Genomic DNA, 21616 nt, shown 5'->3' with positions numbered 1-21616 from the left:
GTACTCACAGGGATCTCCCTAGGTTCCATCTCGACTCCCGCCAGCCGTTGGGGCCGGTCACGAGAGGGCGGCGCAGCGCCCGCCGGGGACGGACGGCCGGGGGCGGCGGCGCGCCCGCCGCCTTCACGACGCGCAGGGCCACGACGAGGGCGGCGAGTTCCTCCGGCGTCGGATCGCCCGTGACGATGTTCACAGCGGGGTTCACAGCGGGGTTCGCAGCGTTCACAGCGGGATGTTCCCGTGCTTCTTGGGCGGCAGGGTGTCGCGCTTGCCGCGCAGCAGCCGCAGTGCCAGGGTGACCTCGCGACGGGTTTCGCTCGGCCGGATCACCGCGTCCACGTATCCGCGCTCGGCCGCCAGATAGGGGGTGGCCAGGGTTTCCTCGTACTCGCGGACCAGTTCGGCGTGCAGCGCGCCGGGGTCGTCGGCGACGGCCAGGCGCTTGCGGTGCAGGATGCCGACCGCGCCCTGGGCGCCCATCACCGCGATCTGCGCGGTCGACCAGGCCAGGTTGACGTCCGCGCCCAGGTGTTTGGAGCCCATCACGTCGTAGGCGCCGCCGTAGGCCTTGCGGGTGATGACGGTGACGAGCGGGACCGTGGCCTCGCCGTAGGCGTACAGGAGCTTGGCGCCGCGCCGGATGATGCCGTTCCACTCCTGGTCGGTGCCGGGCAGGAAGCCGGGCACGTCGACCAGCGTGAGCACCGGAACGCTGAACGCATCACAGGTGCGGACGAACCGGGCGGCCTTCTCCGAGGCGTCGATGTCCAGCACCCCGGCCATCCGCATCGGCTGGTTGGCCACGACACCGACGGGACGGCCCTCGATCCGGCCGAAACCGACCACGATGTTGGGCGCGAACAGCGCCTGCACCTCCAGGAAGTCGCCGTCGTCCAGCAGCGCGGCGATCACCTGGTGCATGTCGTAGGGCCGGTTCGGCGAGTCCGGAACCAGCTCGTCCAGCGCCAGGTCGTCGGCGGTCTGCTCCAGGTCCGCCTCGAAGACCGGATGCGGCGGTTCGTCGAGATTGTTGTCCGGCAGATACGACAGCAGCGCCCGCGCGTACTCCAGCGCGTCGTCCTCGTCGCCGGCCAGGTAGTGGGCGACGCCGCTGCGGCTGTTGTGCACCCGGCCGCCGCCCAGATCCTCGAAGGTGATGTCCTCGCCGGTCACGGTCTTGATCACGTCCGGGCCCGTGACGAACATGTGGGACGAGGAGTCCACCATGATCGTGAAGTCGGTGAGCGCCGGGGAGTAGACGTGGCCGCCCGCGCAGGCGCCCATGATGAGGGAGATCTGCGGGATCACGCCCGAGGCGCGGATGTTGCGGCGGAAGATCTCGCCGTACAGGCCGAGCGAGACCACGCCCTCCTGGATGCGCGCCCCCGCACCTTCGTTGATGCCGATGATCGGGCAGCCGTTGCGCAGGGCGACGTCCATGATCTTGCAGATCTTCTGCCCGTACACCTCGCCCAGGCTGCCGCCCGCGACCGTGAAGTCCTGCGAGAACACGCACACCCGGCGGCCGTGGATCGTTCCGTATCCGGTGACCACGCCGTCGCCGTAGCCGAGCGAGCCCTTGGCCAGCGCGTCCAGCTCGACGAACGAGCCCGCGTCCAGCAGCCGTTCGATGCGCTCGCGTGCGGTCAGCCTGCCCTTGGCGTGCTGCTTGTCCGCCGCGCGGGCCTCGGCGACGTGGATCGCCTCGTCGAGGCGCTCCTTCAGGCGGGCGAGGCTGTCCGCGGTGCCATGTGATTTCATCCGCCACCTCGATAAGACTGAGTTTCAATGTGACGGTACTCAGTATCATTGATGATGGCAACCCCGAAGGTCGGAGAGAATGGCCACGTGCCGAAACCGCCAATCCGCCAGCGCCTGGCCGAAGCCGCCGTGGCGCTGTTCGACGAGAACGGCTACGACGAGACGACGGTCGACGACATCGCGGTCCGCGCGGGCGTGAGCCGTAGCACGTTCTTCCGCTACTACCGCTCGAAGGAAGACGCGATCTTCCCCGACCACGACTCGCTGCTGGACAGGATCGACGCCCGGCTGCGAGCCTCGACCGCCGAGACCGCGATCGTGGCCATCAGCGACGCCGTGCGCATCGTGCTCGCCCACTACGTCGACGACGCCGAGGTCTCACTGCGCCGCTACCGCCTCGTCCGCAGGGTGCCGGCGCTGCGCGACCGGGAGATCGCCAGCGTGGCCCGCTACCAGCGGCTGTTCCGCGAGTTCGTCGGAGAATGGCTCGGCGACTCCCCTGATGCCGATCTGCGCGCCGAACTCATGGCCGCCTCCGTCGTGGCCGCACACAACCAGGTGCTGCGCGGCTGGCTGCGGTCCGGTGGCGCGTACGATCCGGCCGGACGGCTCGACCACGCGCTCGGCTACGTCATCGCCACCTTCCGTCACCTCGAACAGCCCCAGGAGAAGGGCGACCAGGTCGTCGTGGCCGTCTTCGGCCGCTCGGCGACCCCGCAGGTCGTGATGGCGGCCATCCAGCAGCACCTGGAATCCGGGGTCGGAGGAACCCCCTGATCACACCGGGCCGATTGAGCCGATGATCGCCCGTCGGGAAGGGGATCTCCAGACCGGTCCGTAGGACCGCCGAAAGCCGGGCCGGCAGCTGTGGGCCGATGCGGACTGGCCCTGCGCGCTGGTCGGGCTGCTCACGTCGAACGTCATCCTGGTCGAGGGCGGTTGCCATTGGATCGGCAAGTTCTGGCTGCTGAGCGGGCGCCGTACCGGGCGTGGTGATCCCAGGGCCCGGCTTCGTGCTCTTCAGGCCCTGTACGCCTTCAACGTCGTGCTTCTACTGGTGTTTCCCGTCACCTTGTCCGTCGGCATCGCGGTGCGTGGGATCGGGGCAGACCTGGCCGGTTCGGTGCTTGGCGCCGTGCTCTACGTGTTCGCGGCCGGCGAGTTCGTTCACTATTTCCTCATGATGAGTGGCCGCATTCCAGCGGTCCCAGAGTCGCCGCCATCTCCTCCCTCACTCCCAGGGGCCTGGCGGGTCCACGGCAAGGTCCTCGGGGTGAGGGAGCGGGGCGGGCTCGTCCTCGGTGGCGTAGACCTCCAGGCACGAGAGATGCCCGTCCTCGACGAAGAGGAGAACCCCGTCGCCGCGTGTTCGCACGTAGGCGGAGACGAGTACGCCATACCGTATGGGGGAGTCGAGAGCGGCGGGTCCCGTTCCTGGGCGAAGGTTCACGGTCGCGCACCCGCATCTGCAGCCTCCGGTGACGACTGCCGAAGGGACCTGGGCTCGAAACTCGTCCGCGCCGGGGAAGTCCTGCGCGAGCAGTGCCAGAATGACGGCCTGCTCTTCGGGGGACAGACGACGCTCACCGGTCGGCATGTCACCAAGATACCGGTCGGGGCCGCGGTGCCGTCGAGAATGTGGCCGTCCACGCGGGTCTGGAGGTGCGCATCGAGATCACCCTGCGCCCCGCTCCCGGACTGATCGCCGCCGACCGCGCCGTCGTCCTGCGCGAACCGGTGCGCGACGTCGCCCGCGGCCATGGCTGATCGCATCGGCTCGGGGGTCACCCCAAATGTCATACCGGGCGGATCTGGCCGTTCTTTCGGGCGCACCATACGGTCACCCAAACGAATCGCCGATACGTACAGAAGAACCTGGAGTGTCCCATGCCGACCCTTGCCATCAGAAACGTGATGCTCCTGGACGGGACCGGTGACACTGCCCGCGCCGGCTCGTCGGTGCACGTGACCGACGGGCGGATCGGCTGGGTCGGCGACGCGTCCGCGGAGCCGCAGGACGTGACGGTCGACCGGGTCATCGACGGCACCGGCCGAACCCTGCTTCCCGGCTTCATCGACAGCCACGTCCACCTGTGCGCCGACCCGGAGCGCCCGGGGCGTTACGACCCCCTGAGAGTCAGCACCGAGCGCCTCGCCATGGAGGTCCTCAGCCATGCGCAGGACGCCCTGCGCGCCGGGGTCACGACGCTCGCCGACTGCGGTGGCCGCGACTACGTCACCCTCGACGTACGCGACGCGATTCTCGCCGGTTCGGTCCTCGGCCCGCGGATCATGACGACCGGCCTCGGCATCTCGATCACCGGCGGGCACTTCCACTGGTATTCGATCGAGGCCGACGACGTCGCCGAACTGCGCAAGGCGACCCGCACGCTCGTCAAACGCGGTGTCGACTTCATCAAGCTCTTCGGCACCGGCGGCGGGTCGACGATGGGCTCGAACCCGGCCCTCGCGCAGTACACCGTCGAGGAGTTCCGCACCGTCATCGAGGAGGCCGAGCGCGGCGGGATCCGGGTCACGACCCACGTCCACGGCACCCCCGGCATCCGCAACGCCGTCGAGGCCGGCATTCACCGCCTTGAGCACGTCCAGTTCTTCGACGCCGAGGGTGACATTCGCTTCGACGCCGAGCTGGCCCGGCAGATCCTCGACGCCGGCATCCCGATCAGCCTCGGCATGGCCAAGCGGTGGCGCACCGAGCAGGCCATCGAGGGGTTCCTCACCCCGCGTCAGCTCCAGCAGCGAGACCTGCGCGACAAGCGCATCCAGGTGCTGCGTAACTTCCGCGAGGCGGGCGTCAAGCTCGTCGCGAGCACCGACGCCGGTATGACGATGACGCCCTTTGACGACTTGCCGTACCTGATGTCGTTCCTGACCTCCGAGATCTCGATGACGATCCCCGAGGTGGTCCACTCGGTCACCGGCCGGGCCGCCACGGCTCTCGGGATCGACGCGGACCACGGGACGATCGAGGTCGGCAAGCTCGCCGACCTGGTTCTGGCCGACGGCGACGTCTCCGCCGGCCTCGATCCGCTCTTCGGTGAACTCGACGTCTTCCGGGCCGGGCGGCGGCTCGTCCACCGCGGCCGGCTCACCGGACCGGCCACGCGCCACGCGACGAACGCCACAGACCGGGAGGCACCCTGATGACCAAGCTTCCCCATATCCTCAGCCTGCTGCTGGTCGCGCTCGCCGGATCGACGCTCGTCGGCTCGCTGCAGCGTGACGTCTGGACCGACCTCGGTCCCGGCCCGGGTTTCTTCCCCCTCGTCGTCGGCGGTCTCCTGCTGGCCCTGTCGGTGGCGCTGACCGTCGAACTGGTGCGCGAACCCGACGACAAGGGTGAACCCGCGACGGACGGCCCGGCCCTCGACACCGACGGCTCCCACGAACTCTCCGCGGACGGACAGCCCTCCGCGCCGGTCCGCGGCGACACTGCGGGCGAACTCTCCGCAGACCTCGACTCGGGTGCCACCCGCGCCGCGAGCCACGAGGCGCCGGGGAAGCCGCGCACCCTTCTCGGGGGTGTTCCCGGTCCCGTCCTCGTCGTCTCGGCGCTCGTCGTGTCGCTCATGTTCATGAACGTCCTCGGCTTCCGGATCTCGATCGGCCTGCTCGTGTTCTTCGTACTGGCCGTCGTCGAGCGGATACCTGTCCACTATGCCCTGGCGCTGGCGCTGGCGATCAGCCTCGGCTCGTTCCACCTCTTCTCCGACCTGCTGGACGTCCAGCTTTAGACCAGCAGTTGGAGCTGTGATCCATGGACTCTCTCGGTTACCTCATCGACGGCCTCGGCACCGCGCTGCAGCCGTACAACCTGCTCTTCGCTCTGATCGGCTGTCTCATCGGCACCGCGGTGGGCGTTCTGCCGGGCGTCGGGCCGACGGCCGCCACGGCGATGCTCATTCCGATGACCATCGCGCTCGACCCGATCGCCGCGATCATCATGCTCTCCGCGATCTACTACGGTGCCCAGTACGGCGGCACGATCACCTCGGTGCTCATCAACACCCCGGGCGAGGTCGCCTCCGCGGTGACCTGCATCGACGGCTACCAGATGGCCAAGAAGGGCCGCGCCGCCACCGCGCTCGCCGTCTCGGCGGTCGGCTCGTTCATCGGCGGCACCATCGCCAGCTTCGGCCTCGTGCTGCTCGCCATCCCCCTGACGAGCATGGCCCTGAAGTTCGGTCCGCCGGAGTTCTGCGCACTGATGGTCTTTGGGCTCACCCTTGTCGTCGGGCTCGGCGGCAAGTCCCTCAAACGCGCGATGATCGCGGCCTGCCTCGGTCTGCTCATCGGCCTGGTCGGCATCGACCCGGTCGCAGGTGAGCCCCGTTTCACCTTCGGCCTGCCCGAACTGCTCGACGGCCTCGACTTCGTGCCGGTCCTGATGGGCCTGTTCGGCGTCAGCGAGATCCTGCTCAACCTCAGCGGTGGCGACGGCGCGCGGGGACCGCAGCGGGTCTCGAAGCGCACGGAATGGCGCGTCATCGGCAAGTCGATGCCGGCCATCGGCCGCGGCACCGGTCTGGGCTTCCTCCTCGGGCTTATCCCCGGGATCGGCGCCGCGGTCCCCACCTACCTGTCGTACGCGCTGGAGCGCAAGGTTTCCAAGCACCCCGAGCGCTTCGGCAAGGGGGCCGTGGAAGGCGTCGCCGGCCCCGAGACCGCCAACAACTCCTATGCCAGCGCCTCGATGATCCCGCTGTTCACGCTCGGCATCCCCGGCTCGGCCACCCTCGCGGTGCTGATGGGCGCCTTCCTGATGAACGGCCTGAGCCCGGGCCCGCTGCTGTTCAGCGAGCACCCGGACTTCGCCTGGGCGGTCATCGCGAGCTTCTACGTCGGCAACGTCATCCTGATCATCTTGAACCTGCCGCTGATCCCGATGTGGGTGCAGATCCTCAAGGTGCCCTACAAGGTGCTCTACCCGCTCATCCTGGTCATGGCCATCGTCGGCTCGATCGCCCTGCGCGGCGAAGTCTTCGACGCCGGTGTCATGCTCTTCTTCGGCCTCGTCGGCGTCGCCTGCCGCAAGCTCGACATCCCGCTCGCGCCGATGTCGCTCACGCTGATCCTCGGCCCGATGATCGAAAAGAGCCTCCGGCAGAGCCTGTCCCTGTCCCAGGGTGACTTCTCCATCTTCTTCAGCCGCCCGATCTCACTGACCTTGATGGTCCTCAGCGTCGTCGTGATCGGCGTCTTCGCCCTGAACCTGGTGCGCGGCGACAGCCGCGTCGAGAGTGAGGCCTGAACCAATGACTGAGTTGGCGGCATTGTCGCTGGCCCGGGTGGGGGAATTGATCCGTGATCGGGAGGTTTCCCCGGTCGAGGTCACCACCGGTGTTCTGGAGCGTATCGATCGGCTCGACGGGGTGGTCGGCGCGTTCGTCACCGTGCTGGCCGATCGTGCCCTGCGGGCGGCGCGTACCGCCGAGCGTGAGATCGCGGCCGGTGCCTATCGCGGGCCGCTGCACGGGGTCCCGGTCTCCCTCAAGGATCTGATCAGCACCCGGGGTATCCGCTCCACCGCCGGATCCGCCTCCATGGCCGACCGGGTCCCCGACCACGACGCCGCCGTCGTCGAACGGCTCGACGACGCCGGCGCCGTCGTGGTCGGCAAGGCCCAGACCTACGAGTTCGCCATGGGGCCGGGCACCGTCTATCCCTTCGGGCGTACCCGCAATCCGTGGGATCTCGACCGCGTCACCATCGGTTCCAGTTCCGGCAGTGCCGCCGGTGTGTGCGCCCTGATGAGCTACGCCTCCATCGGCACCGACACCGGCGGTTCCATTCGCGGTCCGGCCTCCGGCTGCGGCGTTGTCGGGTTCAAGCCCACTTACGGGCGCGTCAGCCGTTACGGTGTTCTGCCTTTGAGCTGGACTCTTGATCACGTCGGCCCCCTGACCCGTGACGTCCTGGACGCCGCCCTGGTCACCCGGGCCATCGAGGGGCCCGACCCGCGGGATCGCGGCACCGCCCCGATGGTTCCTTTGGACGTCGCCGCCATCGCCGCCGCCGATCTCACCGGCCGGCGTGTCGGTGTCCCCGACGCCTTCTTCTTCGACGGTGTCGATCCCGAGTTCCACGCGGCCTTCAGCGTCGTGGTCGAGCAGTTCACCGCCGCCGGCGCCACCGTCGTCCCCATCACGATGCCGCCGATCGGAGACTTCCAGACGGTCCACTCGGTGATCCTGCTCGCGGAGTCGTACTCGATCCATGAGGAGCACGTCCGCGCTCACCGGGACACCGTCGGCCCCGGGGTGCGCGATCGCATGGCCCTGGCCGCTTCCGTGACCGCCCGCGACTACCTGCGCGCCCAGCGCGTCCGCGCCGTCTTCGCCGAACGGTTCCACCACGCCCTGGCCGGCGTCGACGTCATCGCCACCCTCACCTCACCGACCGTCCCCCACCTGTTCGACCAGCCCCCGCCGAGCGATCACGGCGCGGAGTCCCGCTTCGGGGCGCAGAACCGCTTCCGCCGGATCTTCAGTCTCACGGGGGCGCCGGCGATCTCGCTGCCCTGCGGTTTCACCGGCGCGGGGCTGCCCATCGGGCTCCAACTCGTCGGGCGCCCCCACCGGGACCAGGCCGTCCTCGAAATCGCCAACGCCTACCAGCACATCACCGACTGGCACCTGCGCCGGCCGTCCATCCCCCAGACAGGAGCTCACCCCTCCACCCCCGCAGAAGGAAACTGACTTGACCTCAAACCGGCGATTCCGGGGCTTCGCCCTCGCCATCTCGATCCCCCTCGTGGTCGGCATCACCGCCGCGTGCGGCAGCGCGACCACACAGGAGTCCGGCTTCCCCAAGAAGGGCAAGGCCGTGACGCTCATCGTCCCGTTTGCGCCGGGCGGGCTCACCGACCTCGCCGGCCGCCTGCTCGGCCCGGCCCTGGAGAACCAACTCGGCACGCCCGTCGAGATCCTCAACAAGCCGGGCGCGAGCTCGCAGATCGGTCTGACGGCACTGGCCCAGGCGAAGGCGGACGGCTACACGCTCGGCTACACGCTGCTGCCGACGACGCCCAGCGCCTACCTCGATCCGGCCCGTAAGGCCGCGTTCAGCCGCGATTCGTTCAAGCCGGTCGCGAACCACTTCGTCATCCCGGTTGTCGCGGTCGTCTCCAAGGACAGCAAGATCCAAAACCTGAAGGATTTGATGGCCGAGGCCAAGGCCAAGCCCCGTCAGGTCAAGGCCGGCACCGGTGCCCTCGGCGGTCCTGCGGACATGGGGCGTGTGCTGACCGAGAAGGCGGGCCAGGTGGAGTTCGCGAACGTGCAGTTCGACGGTGGGGGACCGGCCATGGTCGCCCTGCTCGGCGGTCACACCGACGTCACCTTCGGCACCATCCCCGAGGTCCTGCAGTACATCAAGAGCGGGCAGGTTCGCGCCGTCGGAGTCATGGCCGAGGCCGAGACCGACCTGCTGCCCGGCACGCCGACCTTCAAGGCGCAGGGCATGGATCTCGTCATGCTCTCCGAGGGCGTGCTCTCGGTGTCGGCGGCCACCCCGCCCGCCGTCGTGGAGAAGCTGCAGTCGGCGATCGACAAGGCCCTCAAGTCCGAGGGCATCGAGCAGAAGAGCCGTGAGCTGGGAATCATCAACCAGTTCATGACCGGCGACGAGGCGGCCAAGCGCTGGACTCTCAGCGAGGAGACCTACGCCAAGGTCACCGGCTGAGCACGACCCGGATCATCACCCGCGGGGTGGCGCGCGCCGGCGCCCGCCACCCCGCACAACCATGGAGGCAGCACCCGTGAGCACACCAGGAGTCGCCGAGGAGTACGAGTTCCTCGGCATCGACCCGGATCTTCTCTCCCCACGCCTGCGCCCGCAGCTCGAGTCCCTGCGCGCGGCGCTGGCGGCCATGTCGGCCATCGACGTCGACAGCGTGGAGCCGCTGTTCGTCTCGCCCCTCGACCAGAGGAAGGACGATGACTGAGTTGGCGGCATTGTCGCTGGCCCGGGTGGGGGAGCTGATCCGTGATCGGGAGGTTTCCCCGGTCGAGGTCACCACCGGTGTTCTGGAGCGTATCGATCGGCTCGACGGGGTGGTTGGCGCGTTCGTCACCGTGCTGGCCGATCGTGCCCTGCGGGCGGCGCGTACCGCCGAGCGTGAGATCGCGGCCGGTGCCTATCGCGGGCCGCTGCACGGGGTCCCGGTCTCCCTCAAGGATCTGATCAGTACCCGGGGTATCCGCTCCACCGCCGGATCCGCCTCCATGGCCGACCGGGTCCCCGACCACGACGCCGTCGTCGTCGAACGGCTCGACGACGCCGGCGCCGTCGTCGTGGGCAAGGCCCAGACCTACGAGTTCGCCATGGGGCCGGGCACCGTCTATCCCTTCGGGCGTACCCGCAATCCGTGGGATCTCGACCGCGTCACCATCGGTTCCAGTTCCGGCAGTGCCGCCGGTGTGTGCGCCCTGATGAGCTACGCCTCCATCGGCACCGACACCGGCGGTTCCATTCGCGGTCCGGCCTCCGGCTGCGGCGTTGTCGGGTTCAAGCCCACTTACGGGCGCGTCAGCCGTTACGGCGTTCTGCCTTTGAGCTGGACTCTTGATCACGTCGGTCCCCTGACCCGTGACGTCCTGGACGCCGCCCTGGTCACCCGGGCCATCGAGGGGCCCGACCCGCGGGATCGCGGCACCGCCCCGATGGCTCCCTTGGACGTCGCCGCCATCGCCGCCGCCGATCTCACCGGCCGGCGCGTGGGTGTCCCCGACGCCTTCTTCTTCGACGGTGTCGATCCCGAGTTCCACGCGGCCTTCACCGTCGTGGTCGAGCAGTTCACCGCCGCCGGCGCCACCGTCGTCCCCATCACGATGCCGCCGTTGGAGGGACCGCTCGCGGCGCATTCCGCGATCGTCCTCGGCGAGTCGTACTCGATCCATGAGGAGCACGTCCGCGCTCACCGGGACACCGTCGGCCCCGGGGTACGCGATCGCATGGCCCTGGCCGCTTCCGTCACCGCCCGCGACTACCTGCGCGCCCAGCGCGTCCGCGCCGTCTTCGCCGAACGGTTCCACCACGCCCTGGCCGGCGTCGACGTCATCGCCACCCTCACCTCCCCGACCGTCCCCCACCTGTTCGACCAGTTCGCACCGGAGGCCCACGGGCCGCAGCGCAAGCTCGCGGCGCACAACCGGTTCACCCGGCTGCCGAACCTGCTCGGGGCGCCGGCGATCTCGCTGCCCTGCGGTTTCACCGGCGCGGGGCTGCCCATCGGGCTCCAACTCGTCGGGCGCCCCCACCGGGACCAGGCCGTCCTCGAAATCGCCAACGCCTACCAGCACATCACCGACTGGCACCTGAAGTCCCCTGCGGGGGTGTTGCCCTAGACGCCGACACCTCCCGAGCGGGTCCCACACCGCGCCGGTCCGGGAACGTGCCTCACGCCGCCGGACCGTCCGGCCGGGGCTTCGGTATCGTCCAGAGGTCAGAGGCGGGAAAAGTCGGACATATAGGATTCGAGGGTTCGCATGACGTCGATATCAGGGGTGATCGAGCGCAGCCGGCTCGTCGGCCGCCTGCTGTCGCCGGAGGCCCGGCCGCTGACGATCATCCATGCCGGTCCCGGCTATGGGAAGACGACCTTGCTGACCCAGTATGCGGAGGCCCGGGCCGCGAGCACGGCGGTGTTGCGCCTGTTCGCCGCCGATGCCCGCTCGCTGCCGACCCGGCTCGACCGACTCCTCGCCAGGCACCGCGAGGAGCGAGGCCCGGACAAGCGCGCCGCGATCGTCATCGACGACTTCGACCGCGCCGACGACGCGGGAAGCGCCGTGGACCTGCTCAACTGGCTCGAACGCCAGTCGGGGGTGACCGTCGTTCTCGCCACGGGCCGCCATCCCCATGTCCCCATCGGTCGGCTCAAGGCCAACCGGGCCATCGACGTGATCACCTCCGCCGACCTCGCCTTCAGCCCGGCCGAGGTCCGGCTCTTCCTGCGGCAGCAGGGATACGACGTGCGCAACGAGGTCGTGAGCGAGGTGATGCGACGCTCCCAGGGTTGGCCGGCCGGACTGGTCCTGGCCATGAGCATCCCCGAGCTGGCGCCCAACGAACTGGTGACCCACCTGTCGGGCAGCCAGTGGGACTTCATCGAGTACTTCACCGACGCCCTCGCGCACTACGGCCTGGTGGACATCGACCGGCTCAGCCGCCTGGCGGTGCTCGAGACGCTCTCCGCGGAGATCTGCCGCGCGATCGACGGACCGCGCAGCGAGTGGAACACGATCTCGCAGATGGCACGGGACGACTTCTTCACCCGGCCCGTCCCACGGCGCGGGCATCGGGTGCGCTTCCATCCGTTGTTCCGGGAGTTCCTCCTCTACCGGCTGCACAGCGAGAACTCCGCAGAGGAAGTGGTCCGGCTCCAGGGGCGGGCGGCCGAGGCCCTCGTCTCCTGCGGCGAACCAGGCCAGGCCGTCGGGCACTTCGTCAAGGCCGGTCGCCCGGCCGAGGCGGCCCGGCTGCTCAGCTCGATCGGGTTCGGTGCCATCGACCAGGTCGAGACGGCCGACCAGGAGAGCTGGACGCTCGCCCTGTCCGGAAGCCAGGTGTACGAGTACCCGTGGCTCTCCGCCCTCGAGGGACGGCTACGTCGGCTGCGCCTCGATTTCGACGGGGCGTTGGTGGCCCTGAGCCAGGCCCGGTTCCGCTTCGAATCGGTCGGTGACGTCGACGGAGTCGCCTGGACGACGAGCGAGATCCACCAGGTCGGCTACGCCGACTTCTCCTACGCCGAGTCGATCCGGGCGACCGAGAAGGCCGTACGGGACGTCGGCTACTCCGCGGCCGCGCGCACGAGCCTCGCCGCCCACCTGTGCTGGATGCGCTGCGCGGCCGGGCCCGCCGACGCCGCGATCGCCGCCGGGGAGCAGGCCCTTGCCGCAGTCCATCACATCGAGGGCGCCGACCTGCGCCGCAGCCTGCACGCTCGCGCCAAGCGCAATCTCGCCCTGGCCCGGCTGCTGCGCGGTCACCCCCAGAGCGCCGCCCGGCTACTCGACGAGAGTGAGATCGCGACGCTCGGTGAGGACAACAGGTGGGCCGGGATCATCCAGGGGATGGCCCTGCACTTGACCGGCAACGACTACGGCGCGTGGACCGCCTTCGACACGGTGCTCAAGGCCGGGGGCCACCACAACTCGATCCAGCGTCAGTGGGCCCATCAGTGGCGCGGCAACATGCTGCGTTCGCGGGGCGACCTCAACGGGGCGATCGAGGACTACGGCAAGGCCGGCCGGATCGCGATGGTCGACCACATCGTCACGGTGCTGCAGTCCGGCCACGGGGCGCAGGCGCTCGACGAGACGGCACCGGAGCGGCTCGAGGCGAGCGATCTGATCATCGATCGCGGCGGGGCCGAGCTGGTCCGGGGACTGCTCCTGCTCGGCCGCGAGCCCGAGACCGCGCAGCGGGCACTACGCCGGGCCGAAAACATCTTCGACGACGCCGGATTCACCCACCACGCCCGTTCCGTGACCGCCTACCGTGCCATGGCCCTGGAGCGTTCCGGTGCGACCAAGGAGGCCGAGATCCTACGGTCGTGGGTGACCGGGTGGCTCATCCACTCCGGGATGACGCGGCTCTACTGGCAGGGCTCCGGGACGGCCGGCCCGTCGGCGCGCGACATGCGGTCGCGGGCTGCGAGGACCGGTGCGGAGGCCGGGGCCGGAGAAGGCAGCCTGCTGCTGACCTGCTCCAACCCGGAGATCCGCGAACGCGTCGAGAGGGCCCTGGCCGTGGGGACACCGATCCGGTCGGTCGAGACGCTGCTCAACGGCTACGGGCTCACCTGGCGTGAGATCGACGTCTTCTTGGCGTACTTCCTGAGGATCGTCACCGAGATGCCCGAGGGCTCGACCTTCCGGGACCGGTGCGCGCGCTACCTCGCCATCTCCGAGCACACCCTCAAGACGCACATCTCGCGGATCCGCAAGAAGCTCGGCATCGAGGACGAGGTCTCACCGCAGGCCCTGAGCGCATGGCTGAGTGGCATCGAGGGCTGACGGGGCCGCGGCCCGGAGGCCGACGGCCCGCTCGGACCCGCGAGGTACGGTATCCGGCCGAGGTCAGGAGTGGATCTGGACGTTGACCGCCTTCAGGCGGGTGTAGGCGTCGATGCCGGTGCGGGCGTGGCCGCTGGCGCGGCGGGGTTCGCCGCGGCCGCCGTTCATGTCGGGGGCGAAGTGGCAGTTGACGTTGACCTCGCCGCAGTCGAGGGCGTCGGCGGCGCGGAAGGCGCGCTCGAGGTCGCGGGTGAAGACCGTGGCGTTGAGGCCGTAGGAGGTGCCGTTGGCCAGGGCCAGGGCCTCGGCCTCGGTGGAGAACGGCATGGCGGCCAGCACCGGGCCGAAGACCTCCCGCTGCTCGACCTCGCTGCCCGCCCGCACCCCGCCCAGCACCGTCGGCGGCACGAACGCCGCCCCGGCGCCGTCCGGCAGGGACGGCGAGCCCAGTACGGAGGCGTCACCGCCGTCGACGGCGCGTGAGACGAAGCCGCGGACCCGGTCGGCGTGCTCCTCGCTGATCAGCGGTCCGATGAAGGTGTCCTCGGCGAGAGCGTCACCGATCGGGAGGGTGGCCGCGGCGGCGGCCACGCCCTTGACCACGTCGTCGTAGACCGACTCCTCGACGAGCAGGCGGCTGCCCGCGACGCAGACCTCGCCCATGTTGACGAACGCCGCCATCATCGCCCATCCCACCGCCTGGTCCAGGTCGGCGTCGGCGAAGACGATGACCGGGGACTTGCCGCCGAGCTCCAGGTGGGTCGGGGTGAGGTTCCGCGAGGCCAGCTCCATCACCCGGCGGCCCGTCTCGGTGCCTCCGGTCAGGCTGATCAGGTCCACCCGGGGGTCGGTGACGAGTCGCTCGCCCACGGTCTCCCCGGGGCCCAGCAGGATGTTCAGCACCCCGGCGGGCAGCCCGGCGCGGGTGAGGATGCGGCCCAGCTCGACGAGGGTGACCACGGCCTCCTCCGGAGCCTTGGCCACGATCGAGCAGCCCGCGGCCAGGGCCGTCGCGATGCGCTGGCTGCCGGTCATCAGCGGCCCGTTCCAGGGCAGCAGCTCGGCCACCACCCCCGCGGGTTCGGGCGTCCGCATGGTCATCAGGCCGGGACCGCCGCCGGGCAGCAGCTCCGGCGGGTAGGAGCTGCGCCGTACGTCGCCGTGCAGGGTCCGGGCGACGGCCGCGGCGTAGGAGAAGGCGTTGGCGGCCTCGTAGACGTCGTTGGTCAGCGCGCCGCCGACGGCCTTGCCGGTGTCGAGCGCCTCCAGCGTCGCCAGCCGCCGCGCGTCCGCGCGGATCGCGGCCGCGACGGCGTCCAGCAACTCGGCCCTGCGCGCGCCGGGCATGCGGCGCCACTCGCCCTCGTCGTGACTGCGCCTGGCGGCGGCGACCGCCGCCTCGACCTCGGCGGACGTGGCCTCGGCGTAGGAGGCGGGAGACTGTCCGGTCGAGGGGTCGATCACCGGGCGGATGCCGCCCTGCCGGGATTCGCGACCGTCGATGAGCTGCGGGAGCGGATCGGAGTCGAGCCAGGTGGGGTCGTAGCGCATGGGGCACAGCCTCGCCTCGCCTTCCGGCCGCGGCACTGTGTCCCTGGCATGGAGTACGCCCGAGTTGTTGTGCTCGGGGATGGATGACCCCGGACGTCCGGCGAACCTAGCGTTCGGTCGCATGGAGCTGGTTCCCGATCTCCTGATCACCGGTGGCGACGTGGTCACCATGAACGCCCGCAGGGAGGTGCTCCTGGGCGGGACGGTCGCGATCACGGGCGACACGATCATCGCCGTCGGCGCGACCGGCGAGCTGCGGACACGCTGGCCGGGCGTCCCCGAGCTGGACGCGACGGACTGCGTCGTCACCCCCGGCCTCGTCAACGCCCACCAGCATCTCACCGGCGACCCGCTCGCCCGCGCGTGCATCCCCGACGACATCCACTCAGACGAGGCCATCTTCGGCTGGTCGGTGCCACTGCACCAGGCGCACCGGGCCCAGGACGAGGAGTTGTCGGCCCTGCTGGCCTGCGTGGAGAGCCTGCGCAACGGCGTGACCACCGTGGTCGAGGCGGGCACCGTCGCCCACCCCCACCGGGTCGCCGCCGCCATGCTCGGGGCCGGGCTGCGCGGTACGGTCGGCACCTGGGGCTGGGACGCCGAGGGCGTCCCGCACGGCGCCCCCGCCGCCGAGGTGCTCGACCGGCTGCGCGCCGTGGTCGAGGACTACCCGGCCGGCGGTCTCGTCGAGGGCAAGGTCACCCTCGTCGGTCACGGCCTGGCCTCGGACGAGCTGCTGGCGGGCGCCGCCGACCTGGCCCGCGAGACCGGCGCGGGCCTGACCATGCACATGTCGCCAGGCCCCGCCGACGCCGAGCACTACCTCGCGGTCACCGGCCGCCGCCCGCTGCTCCACCTCGCCGACCTCGGCGTGCTCGGCCCCCACCTGCTGCTGGCGCACGCCGTCTGGCTGGACGACGCCGAGATGGACGCGCTCGTCGGCTCGGACACGGCGGTCGCCTACTGCCCGTGGGCGTACCTGCGCCTGGGCCAGGGGGTGACCAGGGCCGGGCGGCACGCCGAGATGGTCGCCAGGGGCGCCCGGGTCGCCCTGGGCTGCGACGCCGGGAACGCGGGCGACGCCGCCGACATCCTGCGGGCCGCAGCCCTCGCGGCGGGCCTGGCCAAGGACACCGCCCTCGATCCCACCGCGCTCGGTGCTCCCGAGGCGCTGGAGATGGCCACCATCCGGGGCGCCGAGGCCGCGGGCATGGCGGACCGGATCGGTTCGCTGGAGCCGGGCAAGCTCGCCGACCTGGTCGTTCACGACGCGACGGGGCCGCAGTGGACGCCGCGCGGCGACATCGCCCAGCAGCTCGTCTGGTCGGCGGACGGCCGCTCGGTCCGTGACGTGCTCGTCGGCGGACGGCAGGTGGTCCGGGAGGGCCGCTGCGTGACCGTCGACGAGCGGGCCCTGCGCGACGAAGTCCGCCACGCCTCCGCCGACCTGCTCAGCAGGGCCGGAGTCGCCGTACGCCACCACTGGCCACACGTTTGGAGTCACTGATGAGAGTCGCCGTTGTCACCGCCCCCGAGGCCGTCGAGCTGCGTGAGGAGCCGACGCCCGCGCTCGGGCCCGACGAGGTGCTGGTCGAGGTGGGCGCCTGCGGACTGTGCACGATGGAGCGCCGCCTGTATCTCGGGGAGAAGCGGTTCTACCCCGTAGCGCCCGGACACGAGGTCGCCGGGCGGGTGGCCGAGGTCGGGCCGGCGGTCGCCGGACTTCCCGGATCGCCCCAGGTGGGGGAGACCGTCACCGTCGACCTGCTCACCCGGTGCGGCACCTGCGCTCCCTGCCGCCGTGGACGCAGCGCGCTGTGCAAGCGCCCCCAGGGCGGGACGCTGGCCGACGGGACCGTCTCGTTCGGCGCGGGCCTGTCCGACCACGTCGTGGTCAAGGCGGCCCAGGCGTACGCGACCGGGTCCGCGCCGATCGAGCACGCCGCGATGGGCGAGCCGGTCGCCTGCGTGCTGCACTCGCTGCGGCTGGGCGGCCTGCGCGGCGGCGACCGGGTGGCCGTGGTCGGCGCGGGCTACATGGGCAGGCTGCACCTGGCCGTCGCACGGTGGCGCGGCGCGGGCCCCGTCGGCGTGATCGACGTCAGCGAGACCCGTCTCGCCGAGGCGCGGCAGGCGGGGGCCGCCTGGACCGCGACGCCCGCCGAGGCGGTCGAGCGGGGCGGCAAGCAGGATCTCGTCTTCGTGACCGCGGGCGCGCCGGGCGCGCTGGAGACGGCGGTCGAGCTGTGCGACGACGGCGGCACCGTGGTCCTGTACGGTGCCTTCCCCAAGGACCTGTCGGTCGGGGTGAGCCCGGACGCGATCCACCACCACGAGCTGTCGATCGTCGGCGCCTACAGCCAGGAGCCGCAGGACTGGCGGGAGTCCGCCGCGCTGATCGCCTCGGGCGCCCTCGCCGCCGACCTGGACGCCCTGGTCACCGCCCGTTTCGGCCTCGGTGACGTGACCGAGGCGCTCAAGCTGGCCGCGACCACGCCCGTCTACCGGGTCATGGTCGGCGGTGGCCTGTGACCCCGTCGCGGGACTGGGCCCGGTACCGCCGGGCCGTCCGGGCTGTCCGAGCTGTCCGAGCCCGGTCCTGCCGGGCTTTCCGGGGACGACGTCCGTACGGTGAGGGAGGGCCGGTGAGCGGCTCGTGAACGCGGTCATCGGAGTGGACCTCGGCAGCAACTCGGCGCGGGCCGTCGCGATCGACCCGTCGGGCCGGGTGCTGGGGGCGGCGACCGGCGCCTATCCGGGGGCAGCGGGCTGGCCTGCCGGGCACGCCGATCCGCAGGGGTGGCTGGCCGGGGTCGTCGAGGCGGTGACCGCGCTCGGCGAGCATCTCACCGGCAGGCCGGAGGCGATCTGCGTCGGCGGGCAGAGCCCGACCACGGTCCCCCGGGACGGCGGCTTCGCGGTCACCTGCCGCCACCCCGCCGGGGTGACCGGCAGCCCGGCCGAGCAGCACTACGCCCAGCGCGAGGTGATCGGTCACGACGCCGAGCCCCGGCAGGTCTACGACTGGCTGATGGCCAGGCTCGGCGCCGAGGAGCGCCAGTCGCGCTGGCCGGGCGACCCGACGCTCGACGGGTACGGCGCCCGCGCCACGACCGGCGAGGTGATCGGCCTGACCGGCAGCGGACCGGCGGAGAGCCGCGGGAGCACGGAACTCGCGGGCGCCTCGGGGATTCCCGCCGGGGTGCCGCTGGTCGCCGGGGCGCAGGACGCCTACCTCGCCTTCTGGGCCGGTGGCGTCGACACGCCCGGCAGGGCGCTGGACCCGGGCGGGCGCACCGGCGGCCTCGCGGTGGCCATCGCCTCCTCCGACACGCACGGCGACCTCTACACGCTGGCCAGCCCGGCCAAGGGCGTGGACATCGTGGGCGGGCCGGTCAGCAGCCACGGCCTGATGCTGGAGTGGCTGACCATGGTGACCGGCAGGCCGGTGCCCGAGCTGCTGGAGCTGGCGGCGGCCGTACCGGCCGGGGCCGACGGGGTGATCGTGCTGCCGTACCTGGAGGGCGAGCGCGCCCCCCGGTGGAACCGGCAGCTGCGCGCCGAGATCGTCGGCCTGGGATCCGGGTGCGGTCCGGGCCACCTGGCCCGCGCCGTGCTGGAGGGGGCCGCGTACGGCCTGCGCAACATCGCCGACTCCCTGCCCGTCGGGATCGACCTGCTCGTGTGCGCCGGATCCCCGGCGCGCAGCCCGCTCTGGTGCCAGATCAAGGCCGACGTGCTGGAGGTCCCCGTCGAGGTCCCGGCCGAGACCGACCTGGCCGCCTACGGCGCGGCGCTGGCGGCGGGCGCGGGAGCCGGATGGTGGCCGCGGCCGGGAACGGCCCCCGGCGGATCGTGGCCCCGTCCGCCGGTGACCGTCGTCGAGCCCTCGCCCCGATCCGTCTACCGCGAAACCTATCGGCGGTTCGTCTCGCTCGGCGACGCCGCCGAGCTCCGCCTGACCGACGCCTGACAGACAAGGAGTTCCTGTGCCCAATCCTGTGATCTTCGTCGACTTCCCGACTCCCGACCCGGAGGCGACCTCGGTCTTCTACGAGAAGCTCTTCGGCTGGCAGGTCAACCGCCGGCCGGCCGGGGAGTTCCACGAGATCCTCCCCGGCGTCAAGCCCAACCTCGGCATCCACCGTGAGGAGACGCCGGTGAGCGGGCCGGTGCCCCGGGTCTACGTGATGGTCGACGAGCCGCCCGCCTTCCTCGCCCAGGCCGTGGAGCTGGGCGCGACCGTGCTGTGGGAGGAGACCTACTGGGAGGAGTTCGACGGCCGCCACGCCGCCTTCCGCGACCCCTGGGGCGCCGAGATCGTGCTCTGGCGCGACAAGGGCACCTACTACAAGTCCTGACAAATCACAGAGAGAAGTGATATTTCGTGACTAACACTCTCGTCTTCGTCGACCTCCCCACCTCTGACGTCAAGGCGGCGTCGGAGTTCTACCGGGAGCTGTTCGGCTGGACCGTCAACGGCCGCCCCGAGGGGGTCTTCCACCAGGTCGTGCCGGGGGAGGGACTGCACCTCGGGCTCTGGAGCGAGATCGAGCAGTTCCCCGACCCCGCCCCGAGGCCGCCGCAGCCGCGCTCCGGCCTGCAGGCCCGCACCTACATCCTGGTCGACGCCCCTCCGGGCGAGTACCTCAACAAGGCCGTGATCCTCGGCGCGACGGCCCTGTGGGAGCAGGGCTACTGGGAGGAGTTCGACGGCTACCACGCCTCGTTCCTCGACCCCTGGGGCAACCAGATCGTCATGTGGTGGAAGCCCGCCGACGACTGACCGTCCCTCGCGGGGCCCGGCGCCGGCTCATCCGGACAGTCGTATCCGACCCCCGGCCTTTCGGGTGAGCTCGCACCGGGCCCCGCCGTATTCACCGAACGTCTTCGATCCGCTCAGGCGCGTCGCCGGGGGCGGTGCCCGCATCGCCGCGTCCGAGGGCGTGACGGCGTTCGAGGGCGTGACGGCGTTCGAGGGCGTGCCGGAAGAGCAGAGCGAGCAGGAGCGCGACCGCGACCAGGGCGCCACTGGCCCAGACGGGTCCCTGCTCGGCCAGCGAGGTGTTCAACGTGGCGGCGGCGGTGACGGGACCGGCGACGGCGCCGACGTTGAGGGCGGCGGTGGCATAGGAGCCCGCCATGGTCGGTGCCCCTGCGGCCTCGTACAGCACGCGTGCGATCAGCGTGCTCCCGACGCCGAAGGAGAACATCCCCTGGGTGAACGCGAGAACCAGCAGCGCGATCGGGGCGGACACGGTGAGGCCGAGGGCGACCCAGCCGCCGAGCAGCAACGGCCCGCCGACCGCGATGACGACACCGGGCCGCCGGTCCGACAGCCGCCCGGCGACAGCGACGCCGACGAAGGATCCCAGGCCGAACAGCACCAGCGCGACGGAGACCCACAGCGGATCCAGCCCGGCGACATCGGTGACGATCGGAGCTAGGAAGGTGAAGGTACCGAACGTCGCGGCGTTCACCAGCGCGCCCAGCGACAGGACCAGGACCAGTCGCGGACGCCGTAGTTCGGCGAGTTCCTGACGTAGATCCGGGCCTACCGGATCGCCGGGTCGTTCCGCGTCGGGGCGTCCTGCGCCGGTTCGTTCCGCGTCGGCGGGAATGCCGAGCACCACGCCGAGCGCCGCGGGCAGGCACAGCACCGCGATCCCCCAGAAGGTGACGCGCCAGTCGAGCAGCGTCCCCAGCAGGGCACCGGCCGGAACCCCCGCGACAGTGGCGATCGTGGTGCCCGCCAGCAGGACGGCCAGGGCCCGCCCCTTCCGGTCGGCGGGGACCAGTTCGGCGGCCGTGGTGAGCGCGACCGCCAGAAAACCGGCGTAGGCGAGCGCCGCGGCGACCCGGGTGGCGAGCAGAACCGTGAAATCGCCGGTGCAGGCGCCGAGAACGTGCGCGGCCAGGAACAGGCCGAGAAAGCCCAGCAGGCTGGATCGCCGTGGCCACCGGCGCGCCAGTCCCGCCATGAGCGGGGCACCCGCCACCATTCCGACGGCGAAGGCCGGGGTGAGCAGTCCCGCCGTCGAGACCGGAACGCCGACGTCCGCGGCGATGTCCGGTAGCAGGCCGGCGAGCATGAATTCCGACGTGCCCATGGCGAAGAGCGCCACGGAAAGCAGATAGAGAGGCAGAGGCATCGAGAGACTCCGAGGTGATGAGAGATCGGATGAGACGTCTCGTCACCGCGGTCAGCGCCCGGCTACTTCTGTCATCCGCCGTCATCGTGCGGCGGGACAGGACCGTTC

Annotated in this window: 20 protein-coding genes; 15 read left to right on the top strand and 5 right to left on the bottom strand. The window is 71.0% G+C overall.

Going from position 1 to position 21616, the window contains the following annotated elements:
- Window positions 1-4: 4 nt before the first annotated feature.
- Window positions 5-226 carry an acyl-CoA carboxylase epsilon subunit gene (locus tag AB0N02_RS36800; RefSeq protein ID WP_363956466.1) on the bottom strand — a complete coding sequence of 74 codons (222 nt, stop codon included), beginning with the start codon at window positions 224-226 and terminating at the stop codon, window positions 5-7.
- Window positions 223-1761, bottom strand: coding sequence for an acyl-CoA carboxylase subunit beta (locus tag AB0N02_RS36795; protein ID WP_363956463.1), 1539 nt, complete (start codon window positions 1759-1761; stop codon window positions 223-225). The genes AB0N02_RS36800 and AB0N02_RS36795 overlap by 4 nt, the downstream gene beginning before the upstream one ends.
- An 87-nt stretch (window positions 1762-1848) precedes the next feature.
- On the opposite strand from AB0N02_RS36795, the gene AB0N02_RS36790 reads away from it, so the two are divergent.
- Window positions 1849-2538, top strand: a complete 690-nt coding sequence (locus AB0N02_RS36790; RefSeq protein WP_363956460.1) for a TetR family transcriptional regulator — start codon at window positions 1849-1851, stop codon at window positions 2536-2538.
- A 454-nt stretch (window positions 2539-2992) separates the two neighbouring features.
- Here AB0N02_RS36790 and AB0N02_RS36785 read toward each other — a convergent pair whose 3' ends face one another.
- Window positions 2993-3358 carry a hypothetical protein gene (locus AB0N02_RS36785; protein WP_363956457.1) on the bottom strand — a complete coding sequence of 122 codons (366 nt, stop codon included), beginning with the start codon at window positions 3356-3358 and terminating at the stop codon, window positions 2993-2995.
- Between the two features lie 41 nt (window positions 3359-3399).
- Here AB0N02_RS36785 and AB0N02_RS36780 point away from each other — a divergent pair, with 41 nt between their 5' ends.
- From AB0N02_RS36780 to AB0N02_RS36740, 9 genes are all read left to right on the top strand, one after another.
- Window positions 3400-3528: a hypothetical protein gene (locus AB0N02_RS36780; RefSeq protein WP_363956454.1), complete on the top strand. Its 129-nt coding sequence runs from the start codon at window positions 3400-3402 to the stop codon at window positions 3526-3528.
- 120 nt (window positions 3529-3648) lie between these two features.
- Complete coding sequence (locus tag AB0N02_RS36775) at window positions 3649-4926, top strand: amidohydrolase family protein (RefSeq protein ID WP_363956451.1); 1278 nt, start codon at window positions 3649-3651, stop codon at window positions 4924-4926.
- Window positions 4926-5516: a tripartite tricarboxylate transporter TctB family protein gene (locus AB0N02_RS36770; RefSeq protein ID WP_363956449.1), complete on the top strand. Its 591-nt coding sequence runs from the start codon at window positions 4926-4928 to the stop codon at window positions 5514-5516. The genes AB0N02_RS36775 and AB0N02_RS36770 overlap by 1 nt, the downstream gene beginning before the upstream one ends.
- Before the next feature lie 23 nt (window positions 5517-5539).
- On the top strand, window positions 5540-7033 hold the full coding sequence (locus AB0N02_RS36765) for a tripartite tricarboxylate transporter permease (protein WP_363956447.1): 1494 nt from the start codon (window positions 5540-5542) through the stop codon (window positions 7031-7033).
- A 4-nt stretch (window positions 7034-7037) separates the two neighbouring features.
- Window positions 7038-8480, top strand: a complete 1443-nt coding sequence (locus AB0N02_RS36760; RefSeq protein ID WP_363956444.1) for an amidase — start codon at window positions 7038-7040, stop codon at window positions 8478-8480.
- Window position 8481: 1 nt separating this feature from the next.
- The gene (locus AB0N02_RS36755) at window positions 8482-9465 is read left to right on the top strand and encodes a tripartite tricarboxylate transporter substrate binding protein (protein WP_363956441.1); all 984 of its coding nucleotides are present in this window, start codon (window positions 8482-8484) and stop codon (window positions 9463-9465) included.
- Window positions 9466-9541: 76 nt separating this feature from the next.
- A complete protein-coding gene (locus AB0N02_RS36750; RefSeq protein WP_363956438.1) occupies window positions 9542-9727 on the top strand; it encodes a hypothetical protein in 186 nt (61 codons plus the stop codon).
- Window positions 9720-11129 (top strand): amidase, encoded by a 1410-nt coding sequence (locus AB0N02_RS36745; protein ID WP_363956435.1) that lies wholly within the window; start codon window positions 9720-9722, stop codon window positions 11127-11129. The genes AB0N02_RS36750 and AB0N02_RS36745 overlap by 8 nt, the downstream gene beginning before the upstream one ends.
- 141 nt (window positions 11130-11270) lie before the next feature.
- Window positions 11271-13805 carry a hypothetical protein gene (locus AB0N02_RS36740; RefSeq protein ID WP_363956432.1) on the top strand — a complete coding sequence of 845 codons (2535 nt, stop codon included), beginning with the start codon at window positions 11271-11273 and terminating at the stop codon, window positions 13803-13805.
- Between the two features lie 63 nt (window positions 13806-13868).
- On the opposite strand, the gene AB0N02_RS36735 is transcribed toward AB0N02_RS36740, so the two are convergent.
- Window positions 13869-15356, bottom strand: a complete 1488-nt coding sequence (locus AB0N02_RS36735) for an aldehyde dehydrogenase family protein (RefSeq protein WP_363956429.1) — start codon at window positions 15354-15356, stop codon at window positions 13869-13871.
- Window positions 15357-15477: 121 nt separating this feature from the next.
- On the opposite strand from AB0N02_RS36735, the gene AB0N02_RS36730 reads away from it, so the two are divergent.
- From AB0N02_RS36730 to AB0N02_RS36710, 5 genes are all read left to right on the top strand, one after another.
- On the top strand, window positions 15478-16863 hold the full coding sequence (locus AB0N02_RS36730) for an amidohydrolase family protein (RefSeq protein WP_363956426.1): 1386 nt from the start codon (window positions 15478-15480) through the stop codon (window positions 16861-16863).
- On the top strand, window positions 16863-17888 hold the full coding sequence (locus AB0N02_RS36725; protein ID WP_363956423.1) for an alcohol dehydrogenase catalytic domain-containing protein: 1026 nt from the start codon (window positions 16863-16865) through the stop codon (window positions 17886-17888). Before AB0N02_RS36730 ends, AB0N02_RS36725 begins: the two co-directional genes overlap by 1 nt.
- Before the next feature lie 124 nt (window positions 17889-18012).
- A complete protein-coding gene (locus AB0N02_RS36720) occupies window positions 18013-19329 on the top strand; it encodes an FGGY-family carbohydrate kinase (RefSeq protein ID WP_363956420.1) in 1317 nt (438 codons plus the stop codon).
- Between the two features lie 16 nt (window positions 19330-19345).
- A complete protein-coding gene (locus AB0N02_RS36715) occupies window positions 19346-19717 on the top strand; it encodes a VOC family protein (protein ID WP_363956418.1) in 372 nt (123 codons plus the stop codon).
- Between the two features lie 26 nt (window positions 19718-19743).
- Window positions 19744-20142: a VOC family protein gene (locus tag AB0N02_RS36710; RefSeq protein WP_363956415.1), complete on the top strand. Its 399-nt coding sequence runs from the start codon at window positions 19744-19746 to the stop codon at window positions 20140-20142.
- Between the two features lie 91 nt (window positions 20143-20233).
- On the opposite strand, the gene AB0N02_RS36705 is transcribed toward AB0N02_RS36710, so the two are convergent.
- Window positions 20234-21508 (bottom strand): Cmx/CmrA family chloramphenicol efflux MFS transporter, encoded by a 1275-nt coding sequence (locus AB0N02_RS36705; RefSeq protein WP_363956412.1) that lies wholly within the window; start codon window positions 21506-21508, stop codon window positions 20234-20236.
- Window positions 21509-21616: the final 108 nt, after the last annotated feature.

This window comes from Streptosporangium sp. NPDC051022 (assembly GCF_040683035.1).
In the GTDB taxonomy this organism is placed as follows: Bacteria; Actinomycetota; Actinomycetes; order Streptosporangiales; family Streptosporangiaceae; genus Streptosporangium.
Note: the sequence above shows the minus strand (reverse complement) of the source record. Positions and strands in the feature narration are given on the sequence as shown.